Origin of the sequence: Shinella sp. (assembly GCF_052438155.1) — a bacterium.
Lineage (GTDB): Bacteria > Pseudomonadota > Alphaproteobacteria > Rhizobiales > Rhizobiaceae > Shinella.
On sequence record NZ_JBQVPI010000002.1, the window covers coordinates 118,096 to 135,859 of the forward strand.

The 17,764-nt window shown below is 62.0% G+C and carries 17 protein-coding genes and 1 tRNA gene; 7 read left to right on the top strand and 11 right to left on the bottom strand.

The window, feature by feature from the left end:
• The first annotated feature begins 50 nt into the window (after positions 1 to 50).
• On the top strand, positions 51 to 596 hold the full coding sequence (locus ACT6VE_RS05185; RefSeq protein ID WP_444797556.1) for a cysteine hydrolase family protein: 546 nt from the start codon (positions 51 to 53) through the stop codon (positions 594 to 596).
• Positions 597 to 804: 208 nt separating this feature from the next.
• Entirely contained in the window at positions 805 to 1,956 is a 1,152-nt protein-coding gene (locus ACT6VE_RS05190; RefSeq protein WP_444797557.1) for a glycosyltransferase, read from the top strand.
• Between the two features lie 8 nt (positions 1,957 to 1,964).
• Here ACT6VE_RS05190 and ACT6VE_RS05195 read toward each other — a convergent pair whose 3' ends face one another.
• On the bottom strand, positions 1,965 to 2,555 hold the full coding sequence (locus ACT6VE_RS05195; RefSeq protein ID WP_444797558.1) for a TetR/AcrR family transcriptional regulator: 591 nt from the start codon (positions 2,553 to 2,555) through the stop codon (positions 1,965 to 1,967).
• Between the two features lie 118 nt (positions 2,556 to 2,673).
• Between ACT6VE_RS05195 and ACT6VE_RS05200 the strand changes: the two genes are divergently transcribed.
• A complete protein-coding gene (locus ACT6VE_RS05200; RefSeq protein ID WP_444797559.1) occupies positions 2,674 to 3,897 on the top strand; it encodes an MFS transporter in 1,224 nt (407 codons plus the stop codon).
• A gap of 52 nt (positions 3,898 to 3,949) precedes the next feature.
• On the opposite strand, the gene ACT6VE_RS05205 is transcribed toward ACT6VE_RS05200, so the two are convergent.
• From ACT6VE_RS05205 to ACT6VE_RS05220, 4 genes are all read right to left on the bottom strand, one after another.
• Positions 3,950 to 5,578, bottom strand: coding sequence for a CTP synthase (locus ACT6VE_RS05205; protein ID WP_444797560.1), 1,629 nt, complete (start codon positions 5,576 to 5,578; stop codon positions 3,950 to 3,952).
• A gap of 149 nt (positions 5,579 to 5,727) precedes the next feature.
• Complete coding sequence (gene secG / locus ACT6VE_RS05210; RefSeq protein WP_444797561.1) at positions 5,728 to 6,195, bottom strand: preprotein translocase subunit SecG; 468 nt, start codon at positions 6,193 to 6,195, stop codon at positions 5,728 to 5,730.
• A gap of 122 nt (positions 6,196 to 6,317) precedes the next feature.
• Positions 6,318 to 7,088 (bottom strand): triose-phosphate isomerase, encoded by a 771-nt coding sequence (gene tpiA, locus ACT6VE_RS05215; RefSeq protein ID WP_444797562.1) that lies wholly within the window; start codon positions 7,086 to 7,088, stop codon positions 6,318 to 6,320.
• Positions 7,089 to 7,139: 51 nt separating this feature from the next.
• Positions 7,140 to 8,024, bottom strand: a complete 885-nt coding sequence (locus ACT6VE_RS05220) for an alpha/beta hydrolase (RefSeq protein ID WP_444797563.1) — start codon at positions 8,022 to 8,024, stop codon at positions 7,140 to 7,142.
• A 298-nt stretch (positions 8,025 to 8,322) separates the two neighbouring features.
• On the opposite strand from ACT6VE_RS05220, the gene parE reads away from it, so the two are divergent.
• Together parE and ACT6VE_RS05230 are read left to right on the top strand one after the other, a co-directional pair.
• Positions 8,323 to 10,386, top strand: coding sequence for a DNA topoisomerase IV subunit B (gene parE / locus ACT6VE_RS05225; RefSeq protein ID WP_444797564.1), 2,064 nt, complete (start codon positions 8,323 to 8,325; stop codon positions 10,384 to 10,386).
• Positions 10,387 to 10,456: 70 nt separating this feature from the next.
• A complete protein-coding gene (locus tag ACT6VE_RS05230; RefSeq protein WP_444797565.1) occupies positions 10,457 to 10,888 on the top strand; it encodes a hypothetical protein in 432 nt (143 codons plus the stop codon).
• 3 nt (positions 10,889 to 10,891) lie between these two features.
• On the opposite strand, the gene ACT6VE_RS05235 is transcribed toward ACT6VE_RS05230, so the two are convergent.
• The 6 genes from ACT6VE_RS05235 to ACT6VE_RS05260 form a co-directional block, all read right to left on the bottom strand.
• A complete protein-coding gene (locus tag ACT6VE_RS05235) occupies positions 10,892 to 12,019 on the bottom strand; it encodes a DUF2336 domain-containing protein (protein WP_444797566.1) in 1,128 nt (375 codons plus the stop codon).
• Positions 12,020 to 12,232: 213 nt separating this feature from the next.
• Positions 12,233 to 13,708 (bottom strand): trigger factor, encoded by a 1,476-nt coding sequence (gene tig / locus ACT6VE_RS05240; RefSeq protein ID WP_444797567.1) that lies wholly within the window; start codon positions 13,706 to 13,708, stop codon positions 12,233 to 12,235.
• Between the two features lie 280 nt (positions 13,709 to 13,988).
• Positions 13,989 to 14,073: transfer RNA gene (locus ACT6VE_RS05245), tRNA-Leu, on the bottom strand.
• A 3-nt stretch (positions 14,074 to 14,076) separates the two neighbouring features.
• On the bottom strand, positions 14,077 to 14,202 hold the full coding sequence (locus ACT6VE_RS05250; RefSeq protein WP_444797568.1) for a hypothetical protein: 126 nt from the start codon (positions 14,200 to 14,202) through the stop codon (positions 14,077 to 14,079).
• Entirely contained in the window at positions 14,199 to 14,786 is a 588-nt protein-coding gene (locus ACT6VE_RS05255) for a GDYXXLXY domain-containing protein (protein WP_444797569.1), read from the bottom strand. Before ACT6VE_RS05255 ends, ACT6VE_RS05250 begins: the two co-directional genes overlap by 4 nt.
• A 2-nt stretch (positions 14,787 to 14,788) precedes the next feature.
• Positions 14,789 to 15,892: a DUF2157 domain-containing protein gene (locus ACT6VE_RS05260; RefSeq protein WP_444797570.1), complete on the bottom strand. Its 1,104-nt coding sequence runs from the start codon at positions 15,890 to 15,892 to the stop codon at positions 14,789 to 14,791.
• 1,097 nt (positions 15,893 to 16,989) lie between these two features.
• On the opposite strand from ACT6VE_RS05260, the gene ACT6VE_RS05265 reads away from it, so the two are divergent.
• Complete coding sequence (locus ACT6VE_RS05265) at positions 16,990 to 17,133, top strand: DUF1127 domain-containing protein (protein WP_069058672.1); 144 nt, start codon at positions 16,990 to 16,992, stop codon at positions 17,131 to 17,133.
• A 332-nt stretch (positions 17,134 to 17,465) separates the two neighbouring features.
• Entirely contained in the window at positions 17,466 to 17,609 is a 144-nt protein-coding gene (locus ACT6VE_RS05270; RefSeq protein WP_069058671.1) for a DUF1127 domain-containing protein, read from the top strand.
• Positions 17,610 to 17,764 lie beyond the last annotated feature (155 nt).

The following is a 17,764-nucleotide window of genomic DNA, read 5'->3' on the forward strand; positions in this document are numbered from 1 at the left end:
GCCCGAGGCAGAATGTCCATGACATCAATCATGTGCAGAAAGGATCTCCCATGAGCAAACGCGCCGTCATCATCGTCGATCTCCAGAAGGACTATCTCGCCTCCGGCAGCTTCGCGCTGACCGGCATCGATGCCGCCGCCGCCAACGCCGCCCGCGTCGTCGACGCCGCACGCGGCAAAGGTGACCGGATCATCCACGTCCATCACGTGTCGAAGGAGGCCGATTCACCGCTCTTTGCCCCAAATACCGACGGCATCCATCCGATCCCGGCGGTAGCGCCGCAGGCCGGCGACACGGTCGTGGTCAAGAATTTTCCGAACTCTTTCCGCGAAACGACGCTCCAGCAGACCTTGCAGGACGGCGGCATCGAAGAGGTCGTGGTGGTCGGCGCGATGAGCGACGTCTGCATCGACGCGACCGCGCGCGCCGCCGCCGATCTCGGCTACGGGCTCACCGTCGTGCACGATGCCTGCGCCACGCGCGACAAGGCGTTTGGTGATTCGGTCGTGCCCGCCGCGCAGGTTCACGCCACGATCATGTCGGCGCTCGAATTCGGCTACGGCAAGGTCACGACGACGGCCGACTTCCTGGCTTGAATCCGGGAAGCATCTGAAAAAACCTGAAAAATGGCCATCTCCGCTCCGGCGGGGATGGCAAGCCGAAGACGAAAGCCTCCGGAAATCACCGTCCTTCGGACGCGCGTATTGCGGCGCGTCATTCGCCTGTCATGTGACAATGATGTCTCTTCCCGCGTGAATGCACCCGGCAGCCGCCAGGACCGGCGCCAAGCGGAGTACGCGTTGAATGGACATGGCTCAGGCCTTCGCCCTTGCCTCGGGCGCTCTTGTCGCGACCAACCTCGCCAGCATCGTGATCGCCGGCAAGCGGCTGAAACCGGCCGACGCCGCACCGCCGACAATCGACGAAAAGCCGCCGGTCTCGATCGTCGTTCCCGTCCGCGGCATCGAGAATTTTACAGCCGAAACGCTGGATCGTGCCTTTCGCCTGACCTGGCCGGACTATGAGCTGCTGTTCTGCGTCGCCCATGCCGGCGACCCCATCATCCCCGAAATCGAGAAGACCGCAGCGCGGCATGCCCATGTCGCTGCGCGCATCCTCGTCGGCGACGACCGCATCAGCGCCAATCCAAAACTCAACAACTGCGTCAAGGGCTGGCAGGCGGCACGCCATGATTGGGTGATCCTCGCCGATTCCAACGTGCTGATGCCGCCGGATTACATCCAGCACCTGATGGGCGGTTGGCGGACCGATTCGGGCCTGGTCTGCTCGACGCCGCTCGGCTCGCGGCCGGATGGTTTCTGGGCGGAGGTGGAATGCATGTTCCTCAACACCCAGCAGGCACGCTGGCAATATGCCGGCGAAGCGCTGGGGCTCGGCTTTGCGCAGGGCAAGAGCATGCTCTGGTACAAGCCCATGCTCGATGCGAATGGCGGCATCCATGCATTGAGCGCGGAAATCGCCGAGGATGCGGCCTCCACCAAGCTCGTTAGCCGGCTCGGCCTGAAGGTTCACCTCGTCTCCTCGCCCTTCGAGCAGCCGCTGGGCCGCCGCACGGGGCACGACATCTGGTCGCGCCAGTGCCGCTGGTCGCGCCTGCGTCGCGTCACCTTCCCGAGCTTCTTCACGCCGGAAATCTTGCTCGGCGCCATCCCGCCGCTGTTACTGGCGCTTGTCGCGGCCATGATCTCCGACGCAACGCTTGCGCCGGCCGCACTTCTGGTGCTCGCGGCCATCTACCTGCCGGAGGTGGCGCTTGCACTTGCCAAGGGCTGGCGGCTCTCCCTCTGGTCCGTCCCGGCCATGATCGTCCGCGATATCATGATGCCGGCCATCTGGCTACGCAGCTGGGTCGGCGGCAATATCGACTGGCGCGGCAACACGATGACCATTGGCACCACTGCCTGCGAACTGAAGGAAGCGCCGGCCGGGTCGTAAAAACCCGGTCAGCTCTTCACACAGAGCCCCTCCAACAGCGTTCGAAAACCGCGCACCGCGCGCCGGGAGGTTTCTTCCGGCGCCTCCGACTTGGCAATCCACAGGGCGGCGTGGCTGCTGGCGCCGTTGATCAGGCGGGCCGCCGCCTCCGTATCGATATCCGCCATCACACCATCGGCCTTCAACTGCTCGATGCTGCGGCTGAGTGCTGCAATGCAGCCGCTTGTGGTCTGCCATTGCGACACGTCGCCGAGCACCGCCGGCCCATCGCGAAACATGATGCGCTGGATTTCCGGCTCCAGCGCCATCTCGATATAGGCGACGCATTCTGCGACGAACCCTTGCCAGCGATTCGGAGCCGCCGCCGAAACCTGGTGCAGCCGCGTCGTCATTTCCGCGTCGATTTCCCGGATGACCGCCTGGAGAAGCCCCTTCTTGTCGCCGAAGTGGTGGTACAGCGCGCCGCGCGTCAGCCCAGCGCCCGCCGTGAAGTCGTCCATCGACGCATCTGCATAGCCCACGGTTCCGAAAGCCAGCCGCCCGGCAGCAATCAGCTTGGCCTTCGTTTCTGCAATCATTTCCTCGCGCGGTTTGCGCATGGCATTTTCCTTTCACATACGCCGCGTATTTTATTTGACATACGCCACGTATGCAACTATCTCTTCGACATACGCCACGTATGTAAGTGGCAGGACGGTTCATTTTCAGGAGCAGGCCATGGCCAACCCGTACAAAGAGATTTTCAGCGTGCCTGGAACGAAAGGCTTTTCCGCCGCCGGTTTCCTCGCGCGCCTTCCCATCGCCATGGCGCCGATCGGCATTGTCGCCATGCTGTCGCAGACCCACGGTGAATACTGGCTCGCCGGCGCCGTGTCCGCCACCTTCGCGCTGACCAATGCGCTGATCTCGCCGCAGGTCTCCCGCCTCGTCGATCGCTACGGCCAGGCGGCCGTGCTGACACCGGCGACCATCATCGCCGTCATCGCCTTCCTGGCGCTGATTATCGGCACCAACCAGGGTTGGCCCGTCTGGACGCTCTTCGTTTCCGCCTTCCTCGCCGCTGCCATGCCCAGCATGCCCGCCATGCTGCGCGCCCGCTGGAGCGACATTTTCCGCGACCGCCCGGAACTCAACACCGCCTTCGCCTTCGAATCGGCGGCCGATGAGCTGGTCTACATTGCCGGGGCCTCGCTTTCGGTCGGTCTCGCCGTGGCGCTCTTCCCCGAAGCCGGCATGCTGATCAGCACCACCTTCCTCGCCATAGGCACGCTCGCCTTCGTGCTGCAGCGCTCCACCCAGCCGGCGGTCCGCCATGTCGCCGGCAGCACGCCACAGAAATCGGCAATCCGTCTCCGCCCCGTACAGATCATTACGCTCGCCCTCATTTTCGTCGGCTCCACCTTTGCAACGGCAGAAGTCAGCGCGGTCGCCATCACCAAGGAACTCGGCCAGCCGAACGCCGCCAGCCTCGTCATCGGCGTCTACGCCGTCGGCTCCTTCGTCGTCGGCCTCATCCTGGGCGCCCTGAACCCGAAGATGGCGCTCCAGAAGCAATTGATGATCGCCGTCGCCATCCTGGCGCTGACTGCGCTGCCGCTGCCCTTCGCAGGCACGGTTCCTATGCTCGCAATCGCCGTCTTCCTCAGCGGTGTCGCCATCTCGCCGACCTTCATCACCGCCTTCGGCATCGTCGAGCGTCGCGTGCCGGAAAGCATGCTGACCGAGGGCGTCACCTGGGTCACCACGGGCATCGGCATCGGCATGGCCCTCGGCGCCTTCGTCGCCGGCTGGGCGGTCGACAATTTCGGCGCACAGAACGGCTTCTGGGTCTCCATCGCCGCCGGCCTCGGCGCCGTCCTCACCATCGGGCTTGGCCAGCGCGTACTTGCCGGCGAGGATTGCGATGACGGGGTCTGCCCGCTGGTGCAGGCCGCTGAATAAACAAAAAAAGCCCGGCAGAGATGCCGGGCTTTTTCATTTTGAATTGATTGCCTCAGACGAGGCGGCTCTGTTCCAGCGCCGCTTCCACGAAGCTCGCAAAGAGCGGGTGTGGATCGAGTGGGCGGCTCTTCAGTTCCGGGTGGTACTGGACGCCGATGAACCACGGGTGATCCGGATATTCCACCGTCTCCGGCAGAACGCCGTCCGGCGACATGCCGGAGAAGACGAGGCCACAGCCTTCCAGCCGGTCCTTGTAATCGACGTTCACCTCGTAGCGGTGACGGTGACGTTCGGAAATGTCCGTCGAGCCGTAAATGTCGGCGATCTTGGTGCCGCCCTTCAGCGTCGCGCGATAGGCGCCGAGACGCATCGTGCCGCCGAGATTGCCCGAGGCGGAACGCTTCTCCAGATCATTACCCTTCACCCATTCCGTCATCAGGCCGACGACCGGCTCGGCCGTCTTGCCGAACTCCGTGGACGACGCCTTTTCAAGGCCGGCGAGATTGCGCGCCGCTTCCACGACGGCCATCTGCATGCCGAAGCAGATGCCGAAATACGGCACCTTGCGCTCGCGGGCGAAGCGCGCCGCGTTGATCTTGCCCTCGGAGCCGCGCTCACCAAAACCGCCGGGAACGAGAATGCCGTGCACCTTTTCCAGATACGGCGCCGGATCTTCCTTCTCGAAGACCTCCGACTCGATCCATTCAAGCTTGACCTTGACATGGTTGGCGATGCCACCGTGGTACAGCGCCTCGATCAGCGACTTGTAGGCATCCTTGAGGCCGGTATACTTGCCGACGATGGCGATCGTAACCTCGCCTTCCGGCGTCTTGATGCGATCGGAAACCGTCTGCCAGGCCTCGAGACGCGGCTTCGGCGCCGGCTCGATGCCGAAGGCGGCCAGCACTTCGTCGTCCAGGCCTTCCTTGTGGTAGGCGAGCGGCACATCGTAGATCGACGCAACGTCGAGCGCCTGGATAACGGCAGTCTGGCGCACGTTGCAGAACAGCGAGAGTTTTTTGCGCTCGGCTTCCGGGATTTCCCGGTCGGCACGCACCAGCAGGATATCGGGGTGAATACCCATGGCCTGCAACTCCTTGACGGAGTGCTGCGTCGGCTTGGTCTTGAGTTCGCCGGCAGCCGGAATATAGGGCATCAGCGTCAAGTGGACATAGACGGCCGTGCCGCGCGGCAGATCGTTGCCGAGCTGGCGGATCGCCTCGATGAAGGGCATGGCCTCGATGTCGCCCACCGTGCCGCCGATCTCGCAGATGACGAAATCGTAGTCTTCGTTGCCGTCGGTGACGAAGTTCTTGATCTCGTTGGTAACGTGCGGGATGACCTGCACGGTCGCGCCGAGGTAGTCACCGCGGCGTTCCTTGTCGATGATGTTTTTGTAGATGCGACCGGTGGTGATGTTGTCGGTCTTGGTGGCCGAACGCCCGGTAAAGCGCTCATAGTGGCCGAGGTCGAGGTCGGTTTCCGCGCCGTCGTCGGTAACGAACACCTCGCCGTGCTGCGTCGGGCTCATGGTGCCCGGATCGACATTGAGATAGGGGTCTAGCTTCCTGAGGCGAACGCGGTAACCGCGAGCCTGAAGGAGAGCTCCGAGTGCAGCGGCAGCGATGCCTTTTCCGAGGGAAGAAACCACGCCGCCTGTGATGAATACATATCGCGCCATGGGAGTCACCGAATACCTTTTCAAAATCGATTGCGCCACCGAAAAATCACCTTGGGCGTGATTTCGGAAGTCACAATCGGCGTTTTACACAAGAAGAAGGCCGGTTGGGTTTCGCCAACCGGCCGATTTGTCTTTTTCGTCGTTGCGGTTTACTGACCGCTCGGGACGCCGGAGTTTTGCTCCGTGCCCGTCGTACCGTTGCCCGTCGTGGTGGGCGTATTGCCAGTGCCGGTGCCGGTTGCTGCTCCACCTTCGGTCGGAACGGCGTCGGTGCCGGTCGTCGCAGGCGTCTGGTTGTTCTGCGTGCCCTGATTCTGTTCACCGCCGCCGAGCGCGTCGAGAACGCCGCCCGTGCCGGTCGTGCCCGGGATACGGTCGAGAATGTCGGTCGGCTGCGTCTCGTAGCGGGCGATGATGCCCATGCCGAGCGCGAGAACGAAGAACAGCGTGGCAAGGATGGCCGTGGTGCGCGTCAGGGCATTGGCCGTGCCGCGCGCCGACATGAAGCCGGAGCCGCCCCCGATGCCGAGGCCGCCGCCTTCAGAGCGCTGGATCAGCACGACGCCGATCAACGCGACGACGACCATGAGATAGATGACGAGCAAAATGGTCTGCATGTTTCAGGATCCCGGCCAGACGGCCCAAATTTCAGGTTTGCGGCTCAATATACCAAGCCGCGCGCCATTCCAAGCCCTTCCGACCAATCCGCCTGCCCTTTTGCAGGCAGGCGAAACAAGCTTCAGGCTGTGAGTTCTTCGTATGCCCGGTAGATGGCAAGGAAGTCGTCCGATTTCAAGCTTGCACCGCCGATCAGCGCGCCATCGACATTGGCGACCCCCATCAGCTCCTTGGCGTTGCCGGGCTTTACCGAGCCACCATAGAGAATGCGCATCTTGGCGCCCTCGCCGGCAAAACGGGCCGTGAGTTCGGCGCGCATGAAGGCGTGCGCCTCTTCCACGTCTGCCGCCGTCGGAGTCAGACCCGTGCCGATCGCCCAGACCGGTTCATAGGCGATGACGGTGTTTTCCGCCGTTGCGGCGTCCGGCACGGAGCCGTCAAGCTGGGTCTTCAGCACGTCCAGCGTCTTGCCGCCCTTGCGCTCGTCCCCGGTCTCGCCGATGCAGACGATGGCGACGAGGTCGTTTTGATGGGTGATCTCGGCCTTGGCACGGATCAGTGCGTCGCTTTCCTTGTGGTCGGTGCGACGCTCGGAATGTCCCACGATGACGTGGGTACCGAAGCAGTCGGCGATCATTTCCGCCGAAACGTCACCCGTGTGGGCGCCCGATGCCTTTTCATGGCAGTCCTGTGCGCCGATCAGAAGCGGGCTGTCGTCGCAGAGTGCGGTCGCCACATAGAGCAGCGTCGCTGGCGGGCAGATCAGCGCTTCGACCTTTTCAGAGAGCGGCCCCTTCACGCCTTCGGCCATCGCCTTGATCTGGTCGAGCGATGCACGCGTGCCGTTCATCTTCCAGTTCCCGGCAACAAGCGGGGTTACGTCCGGTGTCATGAGGCCTCCCTATCCATAAAATCGGTCGCTTGCGGCGTAGCAAATCGAAGCCTATTGCGCAAACAGCCAGTTGAGCGTTTCCCGCCAGTCCGTCATGCGCACGGGTGTGCCGTGACCGCCGGTCTGGAACAGCACGAAGCGCGCCGGCACGCCGGCCTTGCGCAGCTTGCGGAACACGGTGATCTGGTCATTGGCGGCATAGACACTGTCGCTGTCGCCGTGGGTGAAATAGACGGGCAGTTTCGCCTTGAAGGCCGGCGTCTTCGCATAGTCGCCATCCGCCGCGCCACCCATCAGCACCATGCCGGCAAGGCTTTTGACCGCCACCGGATCGCGCGCGACGCGCGCGCAGATGAAACTGCCCATCGAGGCGCAGGCGAGAACGACCGGCGCATTCGGCGAGAGCGCCTTGGCGGTGAGAATGAGGCCCGAAACGCGCGCCGCACCCGCATCATCGAAGGACGGCACGCTCGGCGCGTAGTAGACGCCACCGCCGCGCACCGCGAGGTTCTTCAGCCGGTTGAAATTGCCGCCGAAATTCCAGTCGTTGCTGCCGAGCCGCCGATCGCCGCCGCGGCCATGGATGAAGATGACGCTGAAAGCCGCCCCCTCGCCCTTGCCGGTCATCGTCACGTCGATCGGCCCCGCAGGCGTGTCGATCGTTGCATTCTGCTGCGCCTTCTTCACCGCCGTCGAGACATAGGCGGCCTTTACACGACGCTCCGGCACCTGGTCGCGCCCGTTGATGTCGCGCAGTTCCTGGTAGTCGATAACGCGAAGCGCGCCGTCATCCGAGCTTTCGACCACGGCACCATAGCCAAACAGCGCGTCCTTCCAGGCATCGAGCGTCAGCGCGGCCGCGTCCTGCACGGCTATTCCGGCGAACAGCGCGGCCAGAACCAGCCGGCGGAAGCAATGAACTGTGGACTGAGGCATGAACTGGCGCTCCCTTGCGGTGGCGATACTTGCCATCCGCCCACGCGCAACGCAATCCTCGGCCAGCGGTTGGCGCGGCTTCGCGCGTGTGCAGCCGAGTGGAATCACTCGGTGTCGCACAATGCGGCAGACAGAGTGGCAGACCGGGTTCCGCCGGGCGTTCGCCAGTCTGTCATCGCGAAACCCCACGGAATCTGGCAGAGTCGCTGGTGATTCGCCGATGAATTTATTTTCGCCAAACCCCGATCCACCCGGATCGACGGGAGAACTGGCAAACGGAACAAACTCTGAACAGCCCATGCAAGACGACAACGACCTTTTCGCCAATATGCCCTCCAAGCCCGCCAAGCAGCCTGCCGCTCCGGCCGAAAAGCCGACGCCGACAGTCGCCACGCCGGCCCGCGAACCACGGCAGCCCATCAGCGAAGGCTCGGGCGGCTACGACGCCTCTGCGATCCGCGTGCTCGAGGGCCTCGAGCCGGTGCGCATGCGCCCCGGCATGTATATCGGTGGCACGGACGAGAAGGCGCTGCACCACCTGTTCGCCGAAGTCATCGACAACTCGATGGACGAAGCGGTTGCCGGCCATGCCAACTTCATCGATGTGTACCTCGACGCTGAAGGCTTTTTGACGGTCACCGACAACGGCCGCGGCATCCCGGTCGAGAACCATCCGCAGATGCCGGGCAAGTCGACGCTCGAAGTCATCCTCACCGTGCTGCATGCCGGCGGCAAGTTCGACGGCAAGGCCTACGAGACCTCGGGCGGCCTGCACGGCGTCGGCGTCTCGGTCGTCAACGCGCTGTCCGACCATCTTGAGGTCGAAGTCGCCCGCAACAAAAAACTCTACCGCCAGCGTTTTTCGCGCGGCAAGCCGGTCGGCGGCCTGGAAGAGCTTGGCGACGTGCACAACCGTCGCGGCACGAAAGTGCGCTTCCATCCAGACCCGGACATCTTCGGCGCGCATGCCCGTTTCGATCCCGGCCGCGTCTTCCGCATGGCCCGCTCCAAGGCCTATCTCTTCGGCGGTGTCGAAATCCGCTGGAGCTGCGATCCGTCATTACTGCCTGAAGGCTCTGAAACACCGGAAAAGGCCGTCTTCCATTTCCCCGGCGGCCTGAAGGACTATCTTCAGGCAACGCTTGGCAAGGACTACACCGTCACCCGCGAGATTTTTGCCGGCAAGAGCGAGAAGTCGGGCGGTCACGGTTCGCTGGAATGGGCCGTCACCTGGTATGGCGGCGATTCGCTAATCCATTCCTATTGCAACACCATTCCGACGGCCGACGGCGGCACGCATGAGGCCGGCCTCCGGATCGCGCTCACCAAGGGCCTGAAAAACTACGCCGAACTGACCCAGAACAAGCGGGCGGCGGGGATCACCACCGACGACGTGATGATCTCGGCCGTCGGCATGCTCTCCGTCTTCATCCGCGAGCCGGAATTCGTCGGCCAGACGAAGGACAAGCTCGCCTCCGTCGAGGCCCAGCGCATCGTCGAGAACGCGCTGCGCGACCCCTTCGACCACTATCTCGCCGACAACCCGGGCGAAGCGGCAAAGCTGCTCGAATGGGTGATCGAGCGTGCGGAGGAGCGTCTGCGCCGCCGCAAGGAAAAGGAAGTCAGCCGCAAGACGGCGGTGCGCAAGCTGCGCCTGCCCGGCAAACTCGCCGACTGCTCGCAGAATTCCGCCATAGGCGCCGAACTCTTCATCGTCGAGGGTGATTCGGCAGGTGGTTCGGCAAAACAGGCGCGCAACCGCGCCAATCAGGCCATTCTCCCGTTGCGTGGCAAGATCCTCAACGTCGCCAGCGCCGGCCGCGAAAAGCTCAGCGCCAACCAGCAGATTTCCGATCTGATACAGGCGCTCGGCTGCGGTACCCGCTCGAAATACCGCGAAGAGGACCTGCGCTACGAGCGCGTCGTCGTCATGACCGATGCCGACGTCGACGGCGCGCATATTGCCTCGCTGCTCATCACCTTCTTCTATCAGGAGATGCCGGACCTCATCCGCGGCGGTCACCTCTTCCTCGCCGTGCCGCCGCTCTATCGCCTCAGCCAGGGTGGCAAGACGCTCTATGCGCGCGATGACGGGCACCGCGAGGAGTTGATGCGCACCGAGTTCAACAGTCGCGGCAAGGTGGAGATCGGGCGTTTCAAGGGCCTCGGCGAGATGTTGCCGGCGCAGCTCAAGGAAACCACGATGGACCCGAAGAAGCGCACGCTGCTCAAGGTCGCGATCGATGACGTGGATTTCGAGGGCACGCGCACCGCCGTGGACGACCTGATGGGCACTAAGCCGGAAGCCCGCTTCCGCTTCATCCAGGAGCGCGCGGTCTTCGCCGACAACCTTGATATCTGAGGTTTTGCCGCCTTATTTTCGCGGCAAAGCCGGCTTCTAACCGGCAGAAACGAAGGCGGAAAGGACGGCCATGAAAGCTGCGCTCATCGTCATGACGATCATGGGTTGCGACGACAGCGCGACCCAGTGCCATTACATCGACACGGTCGACCGCAGCTGGCAGACCGTATCGCTCTGCGATGCGCAGGCCGAAACCTATATCAATCGCCACCAGAACAAGAACTACCCGGTGATCGTCGCCGTGTGCGAAAGCTCAGGCGATCGTATCACCGCCGATGTCGCTAAGCCCGCGCCCGATGCAACGCCGGCTGACACCCTTGCCGCCACAGAGGTTCCGGTACCGGCCGAAACTGCCGAAGCCAAAGAAGGTCTGGCGGCCCGCACGCTGAACTTCGTGAAAAAGGCCATTCCCGACAAAGCGGCTCTGAAAGCCGCCGTGACCACGCCTGTGCGCTACGCCGAGGATGGTTACTCCTGGGTGGTAAAACGCTTCACAAAATGAGGTTTACGCCGCTTCGCGTGTGGCGATGACGGCGTAGCTGCGCGCTGTCTGGCGTTGCTCGGCAATCGCCAGGCGCTCGACCAGCTCCAACATCGACTGGCAGGATGTATTGCCCGCCACGCGGGCGCTGGACAGCAGCCGCTCGGAGACCGAAAGCAGGCCATCGCCGCCCTTGGCCTCGCACCGCCACAGCATTGTCGCCTCGGAAAACAGCACGCTGATATCCCGGCCAAGGCCTGCGGCCTCGTAAAGTGCGCGCACCGCAGCCTCGCGACCGTCGGAGAGAATGGAACGTACGCGCCGTTCCGCCTGCCCGGATAGATTGGTAATCGCGGCGGCAAAGAACTCCACCCGTCCCGTGCACAGCGCGTGCATGAGAAAGACCGGCGTCAGCCGTGCGGTGAGGCGCAGATGCTCGACAAGGGCCGGCATTTCGGTCGGTGTTACCTCCGCCACCATGCCGATCGTCGCGATGTCGCAGGCTTCGCGTGTGATACGCTCGACGCGGCTCGTTCCAACCGCAGCCTGGATAAGCCCGAAGCCGGCAAGGGCCGTGCCGACCTTCTCGACAAGCGCATGGCGCGCATCGCTTGGCAGGTCTTCACGGTCAAGCAGCAGCGCACGGATGTCCGCGTCGTGCCCGAGACGGTCGGCAATGCGCGCCAGGCTGCGGCGCGACAGCACCGCCCCTTCGTTCTCCAGCAATGCCAGCACGTCCGGCACCTCGCCGATTTCGGCAAGCGCGGCACACACCGGCCGGGAGACATAGACGCGGTTTGCCACCAGCATGCGCGTCACGTCACTTCCCCTGGCAGCGAGATCGACAAGATCCGCATCCGTAAGCAGAGACGAACAAAGAATGATATGCGCGGCGATTTCCGGCTGGTCTTCGGCAAGCGGCAGGATGACGGCGCGCGGGGCATCCCCGCACTCGGCCAGCGCTTCAGCGAGTGCCAGACGCACTTTCGGCGCCGGATCGTCGAGCAGGAAGATCATCGCCATTTCGGCGGCGTGCCGGTCTTCGACGGCTATGCGGGCGCGTGCGTAAGCTCGCGCCAACACACTGGCGGCCTTCGCCCTGTCGGCTGCCCTCGCGGTCTCGACCCATCGGAGAAAAGCATGAACGATCAATGGACGCCCCAAACGCCTGCACTACAACTGTACGAAACACGCTATCGACAAAGTGTTTAAGATTGGTTCACCATATCCGTTAACCGGGCGGTCATTGCCACGGATGGCCCGCAAAGCCGTGAAAGGAATTCAGACCAGCCTTGGCCGGCGCCGCCAAACAAAAAAGGCCGCCCCGTGGGCGGCCTTTCCGTATTCGATAAGGGCTCGAACCGATTACTCGGCGTCGCCTTCAGCGGCCTTCTTCTTGGCCGGGGCCTTCTTCTTCGGAGCGGCGTCTTCGCCTTCCGCAGCTTCGGCCTTGGCAGCAGCCTTCTTCTTCGGCGCGGCCTTCTTGGCTTCCGTGTCGGAACCCTCTTCGTCTTCAGCCATCAGCTCATCCTTGGAAACGGTCTTGTCCGTTACCTTGATTTCGCTGAGCAGGTGATCGACGACCTTTTCTTCGAAGATCGGGGCGCGCAGCGATGCGGCGGCACCCGGGGTCTTCTGGAAGTATTCGAGGATCTGCTTTTCCTGGCCCGGGAACTGGCGGAGCTGCTCATAGAGCGAGCGCTGCATTTCATCGTCGCTCACCTGAACGCCGGCCTTTTCGCCGATTTCCGAGAGAACGAGGCCGAGACGGACGCGGCGTTCAGCGAGCTTGCGATATTCTTCGCGGGCTGCCTCTTCCGTGGTGTCTTCGTCAGCAAAGGTCTTGCCGGACTGCTGGAGGTCGGTGTTGATCTGGCGCCAGATGTTTTCGAACTCGGCGTCGACCAGGCGTTCCGGCGTGTCGAACTTGTACATCTCGTCGAGCTGGTCGAGGATCTGACGCTTGACCTTCTGGCGGGTGACCGAGCCGTACTGGCTTTCGATCTGGCCGCGGACGATTTCGCGCAGCTTGTCAGCCGATTCGAGGCCGAGCTTCTTGGCCAGGTCGTCGTTGATCTCGACTTCAGCCGGAGCAGCGACGTCCTTGACGTTGATGTCGAAGGTGGCTTCCTTGCCGGCGAGGTTTGCGGCCGGGTATTCGGTCGGGAAGGTCACGGTGATGACCTTCTCGTCGCCAGCCTTCAGGCCGATGAGCTGTTCTTCGAAGCCCGGGATGAAGCGGTTGGAGCCGATGACGAGTTCTGCGTCTTCGTCCTTGCCGCCGTCGAAGGGCTCGCCGTCGACCTTGCCGAGGTAGTCGATCGTGACGCGGTCGCCGTCGGCGGCCTTGCCCTTCTTGGTTTCGTAGGAACGCGCGCTTTCGGCGATCTTCAGGATCTGCTCGTCAACTTCCGAAGCATCGATTTCAACGACTTCGCGCGTGACGGCGATGCCGGAAGCGTCCTTCAGCTCGATTGCCGGGATGACTTCGTAGGAGAGCGTGAACTCGAAATCGGCTTCAGCGGCGAGAATCTTCTCGGCTTCGGCCTGGTCTTCGGTCATCGCGACTTCCGGCTGCGTAGCGGACTTTTCGCCGCGCTCGGAGAGAATCGTCGACGGACGGTCGCGGATGATCTCGTTGACGAGTTCAGCCATGATCGACTTGCCGTACATCTTCTTGAGATGCGCGAACGGCACCTTGCCCGGACGGAAACCGTTGATACGAACACGGCCCTTGGCGTCTTGAAGACGCTCATTCAGCTGAGTTTCCATGTCCTTGGCCGGGATAACGACCTTGATTTCGCGCTTCAGCCCTTCAGCGAGCGTTTCGATAACCTGCATGTTCAAACCTTTATTTCGAGTTGGCGGTGCTCAAACCGGCCTGCCGGTTATGGCGAACACCCCGCCGGTCCATGTGCCGGCAGTGGCTTTACTGAATTCGGTGGCCTTTTGGCAAGCAAAATGGCGCTCTCGACAGCGCTGTGCGCCATTCATGGCGCACAAAGAACGCTATCGTACTTTAGAATCTGCTGCATAATCCCTTAAATCGCCTTCGAATTAAGGGATTATGCAGCAGTGTCCACAAACCGCTGAAACCTGCTGTTTCCGCGTTTGGTGGCTCTGGTGCGGGTAGAGAGACTTGAACTCCCACGCCTTTCGGCACCAGAACCTAAATCTGGCGTGTCTACCAATTTCACCATACCCGCGTCTCAGAAACCTCGTTGCCACGGCGGCTTGCGGCCGCTCATCATGGCGCCTTCCGAGCGCGGCGTCTCTATATCACCCGTTTTCAGCGGATCAAAGGAAAAATGCGCGATCCGCGCGTTCACCGTCAATAGAGCGGTTCTTCATAGATTGGTGCACCGCGCAGGACCAGACGGGCAATCTGCGGCGTGCCATCTTTCGAGACCCGCGCCTCGACTTCCAGCTCTTCCTGATTGCGCGCCTCCTCCAGAACCTTGCCCTCGCCTTCCGGCACATAATAGCGCTCGATGCCATAGTTGACGAACAGCGTTTCCGGCAGACCGTCCACACCGGCATAATAGTCGAAAGGCAACGTGCGTAGCACGACGCTGCCTTCGGCCGGCGCAAGGTCACCGAAACTCGCTTCGCTCGCCGTCCACAGGCCGTCGGCGCCGGGCTTCAGGCGGACCGACATCCGCGCCCGTTCGCCGGCCTTCGGCTCATCGCCAGTGATGATCGATTTCGAGATCGTCGAGATCGGATAGGACAGGATCACATAGTCGCCACGCAGGAGGTCGCGCGGATCGACGGGCAGCGTCTTCAGTTTGACATCCACGCCGTTGCGCAGGATGGAGGCGCGGCTTTCGACCATGTAGCCGAGCACGGCCGTCTGCAGCGCGGCGGCGATGATCGCAGCAACAAGCGGAGGCATGCTGAAAAACCGGGATATCGTCATGATCAAACCTCCGCCTTCGTTTCAGCCTGGGAAAAACGCCGCTCCAGCGTGATCACGCCCCAGGCGATCAGCGCCACCACCAGACCGGAAACGAGGAAGAAGCCGGATGTGCCAATGATCGAGCCGATCGTTTCCGAGGCGAGATAGAGCGTCTCGGCCGCGAAGGTGGCATAGCCTAGATAGCGTACCGCGCCGTTTTCCTTACCGGACAGCGCGATGCCGGCGATAGCGGCTACAAGGGTGATGATGCCGAGGAGCAGCCGATCCCCGATACCATCGAATTCCGCATGCAGCACGAGAAGGCCGACGATCAGAACAAGGTAGGAGTAGAAGGCCGGGGATGCACCGGCACTGCGGGCAACCGCATGAAGCGGCGATTGCGGCACGGCGGCAAGCAGGTAGGCGACCGCACCGAAGGCGGCGATTGCGATTGCAGTCGTCGGCGTCTCGTACTCGCTATAGATAAAGGCAAGCCAGGTCACGAGCAGCAGATAGGCCAGATGCCGGACCCGGTCGGCACCCGTATAGCGCACGAGCAGGATAATGATGACGGCCATGACCGGCATCAGCCAGAGCAGCACCATATCATTGGCACTATAGGATGCGGTCCAATCCGCACCGCAAACGACAAAGGCAAGAAAGCCCGCAATGGCCGCAACGGCGCCCGAGCGGAAGAGTAAAGCCGTCACGACCGCGCCAGCGAACCAGACAAGCATCGCCTGGAGCGCATCGCCGGAGAGGTGGTACATCTGCCCCACCAGTGCGATCGCGCCACCGAAGGCGAGCGTGCCGAGCACGAGAAAGGCGGCGGCAAGCCGCTCTGCACCGCGCGTGATGAGCACCCCGCCGGCAAGATAGGCGCCCCAGATCACCCCGACGATACCGACGAGCCGGACGAGGCGTGGAATGGCTTCCCAATTGGCGGCAACCAGCAGCAGAAGCGCGGCAGAGACGAGGAGCGCTGCGATGATCATCAGCACGCGACCGAGGCTGAACGAACTGGGGCGGGAATCGTACTCCTTCAGCAAGCGCCCTACGGTCGGCTCATCTAGAAGGCCTTGCACCGTCCAGAGTTTGAGATCGCGCTCCAACCTGCCCCTATACATTCGTTCCCGCTCCGTTCGAAAATTGTGCCGACATTCAGCCGATCCCGGTTCTGTCAACAAGGACGATATAGGTTGCCAAGAAATTCGCAATTGGAGCAAAAACTCGAAAAACGGGCAGTTCTTCGTGGGCTATTCCTTGAATGCGACACAACGAACAACAAGATTAACGAGAAATAAAGAAACCCATGACATATCTAGCCTGTAGCCATCGATTGGCTTCCCGATTTTCCGCATGCATCTGACGCATACCATCCATGCTCATATTGCACTGCACAAAATCCGGGAATGGAGCTATATTGCAGTCATCGGATCAGAAGCGATCCGGCCCGGAAATCAAGGCGCCGCGTAACGTAAGGCGACAGAAGAACGGGAGGGCGGAATGGTCAAGCGCCCGGCATGACGCCAGAGACCCGACACCTCGGAAACGGGGTTCGACATAGAATTCGAAGCGCCGCACTCCTCCTCCCAGCGTCGCTTCGATACGATTGGCAACACTCCTCCTCCCAGTTGCCAATCATCTTTAGTGACGCCCGCTGGACCTCCTCCCCCAGCGGGCGTTATTATTTGCGCGGAATGCATGGCATTTCTCCGCCGCGAGCGAAAAACCCCTCTTCCTTTTCCAGTCGGCCTTAAGTTTGCGCAGCCCGCTTTGGCCGGCGTGAGAAACATGCGCCCCGCGCATGGGTACCATTCCCATCCGGCACTTCTGTGGGAAGTGCTGCCACGCTATATCAAAGCCATCGGTCGGGCGACGATCTCCTCCTCCCAACGTCCCCGACAGGATTGGCAGCCCCTCCTCCTCCCAGGTTGCCAATCGATATCAGCAACGCCCGCCGGATCTCCTCCCCCGGCGGGCGTTGTTTTTTGCGCCGCACCCACACAAGCATGCATGGCCGCATTTACCTTTGTGGCGAATCGCCCTGATTTTGGCCAGAATTTCGCCAAAATTTCCGCTTGACATGCGTAAAACGCATGGGTGCCGTGCCGTAACAGCGCTGTTCTTTTCGGCGATGCAGCGTATATTTCAATCCATCAGATCAGGGCGGCGCCAAAGACGAGCGGCCGCCCAGTAGGAAGCCCATGAAAGGGGTAAAGACATGAACCTGGCACGCTCTTTTAACAACTGGCGCAAGTACCGTCAGACCGTCAACGAACTCGGCCGTATGTCGGACCGTGAACTCCGCGACCTCGGCATCGGCCGCAGCGATATCCCGTACATCGCTCGCAAGGCTTCGATCTAAGCCGAACGATCCTGAACGGATCCATTTCAAACGCCCTCCGGCTTCCCACCGGAGGGCGTTTTCGTTTGCCCGTTTTTGCGGCGCACAATGTCTCGTTTTTTCATCCGCAACATCGATGAATCCGGTGCTCATCGCCCTATCTGCCCGGAATATCGGCACTTTCTGCCTTTTGCCCTCAGTGGAACCAGATGCTCGCTCGTTAATCATCTTATTGCACAAATGCATAGCAGCTGCATTTTCTTTGCACTGCACATTAACAAAGAGCGGGCGTATATAGACCTCACAAACCGGCGAGCAGACCTCCCGGCCAACCGCTTCTGAGGAGCAAGACAATGAACCCGATCCGCATCGCAAAGAACTGGATTTCCTACCGCCGCACGATGAACGAACTTGGCAACCTGTCGAACCACACGCTGTCCGACATCGGCCTGACCCGTTACGACATCCGCGACATCGCTTCCCGTTCCTTCCGCTAAGACATCAGCCGGATTTCCGCCGCTGCGGCCGGAAACGGCGACGCGCGAGGAACGTTTCAAACGGCACCATCTGGTGCCGTTTTTGATTCCGGGGTGCGGCATGCGCGCCAGACGCTTTTCCTTGGAATTGCTCCGGCCCCCATGGTAACGAACCG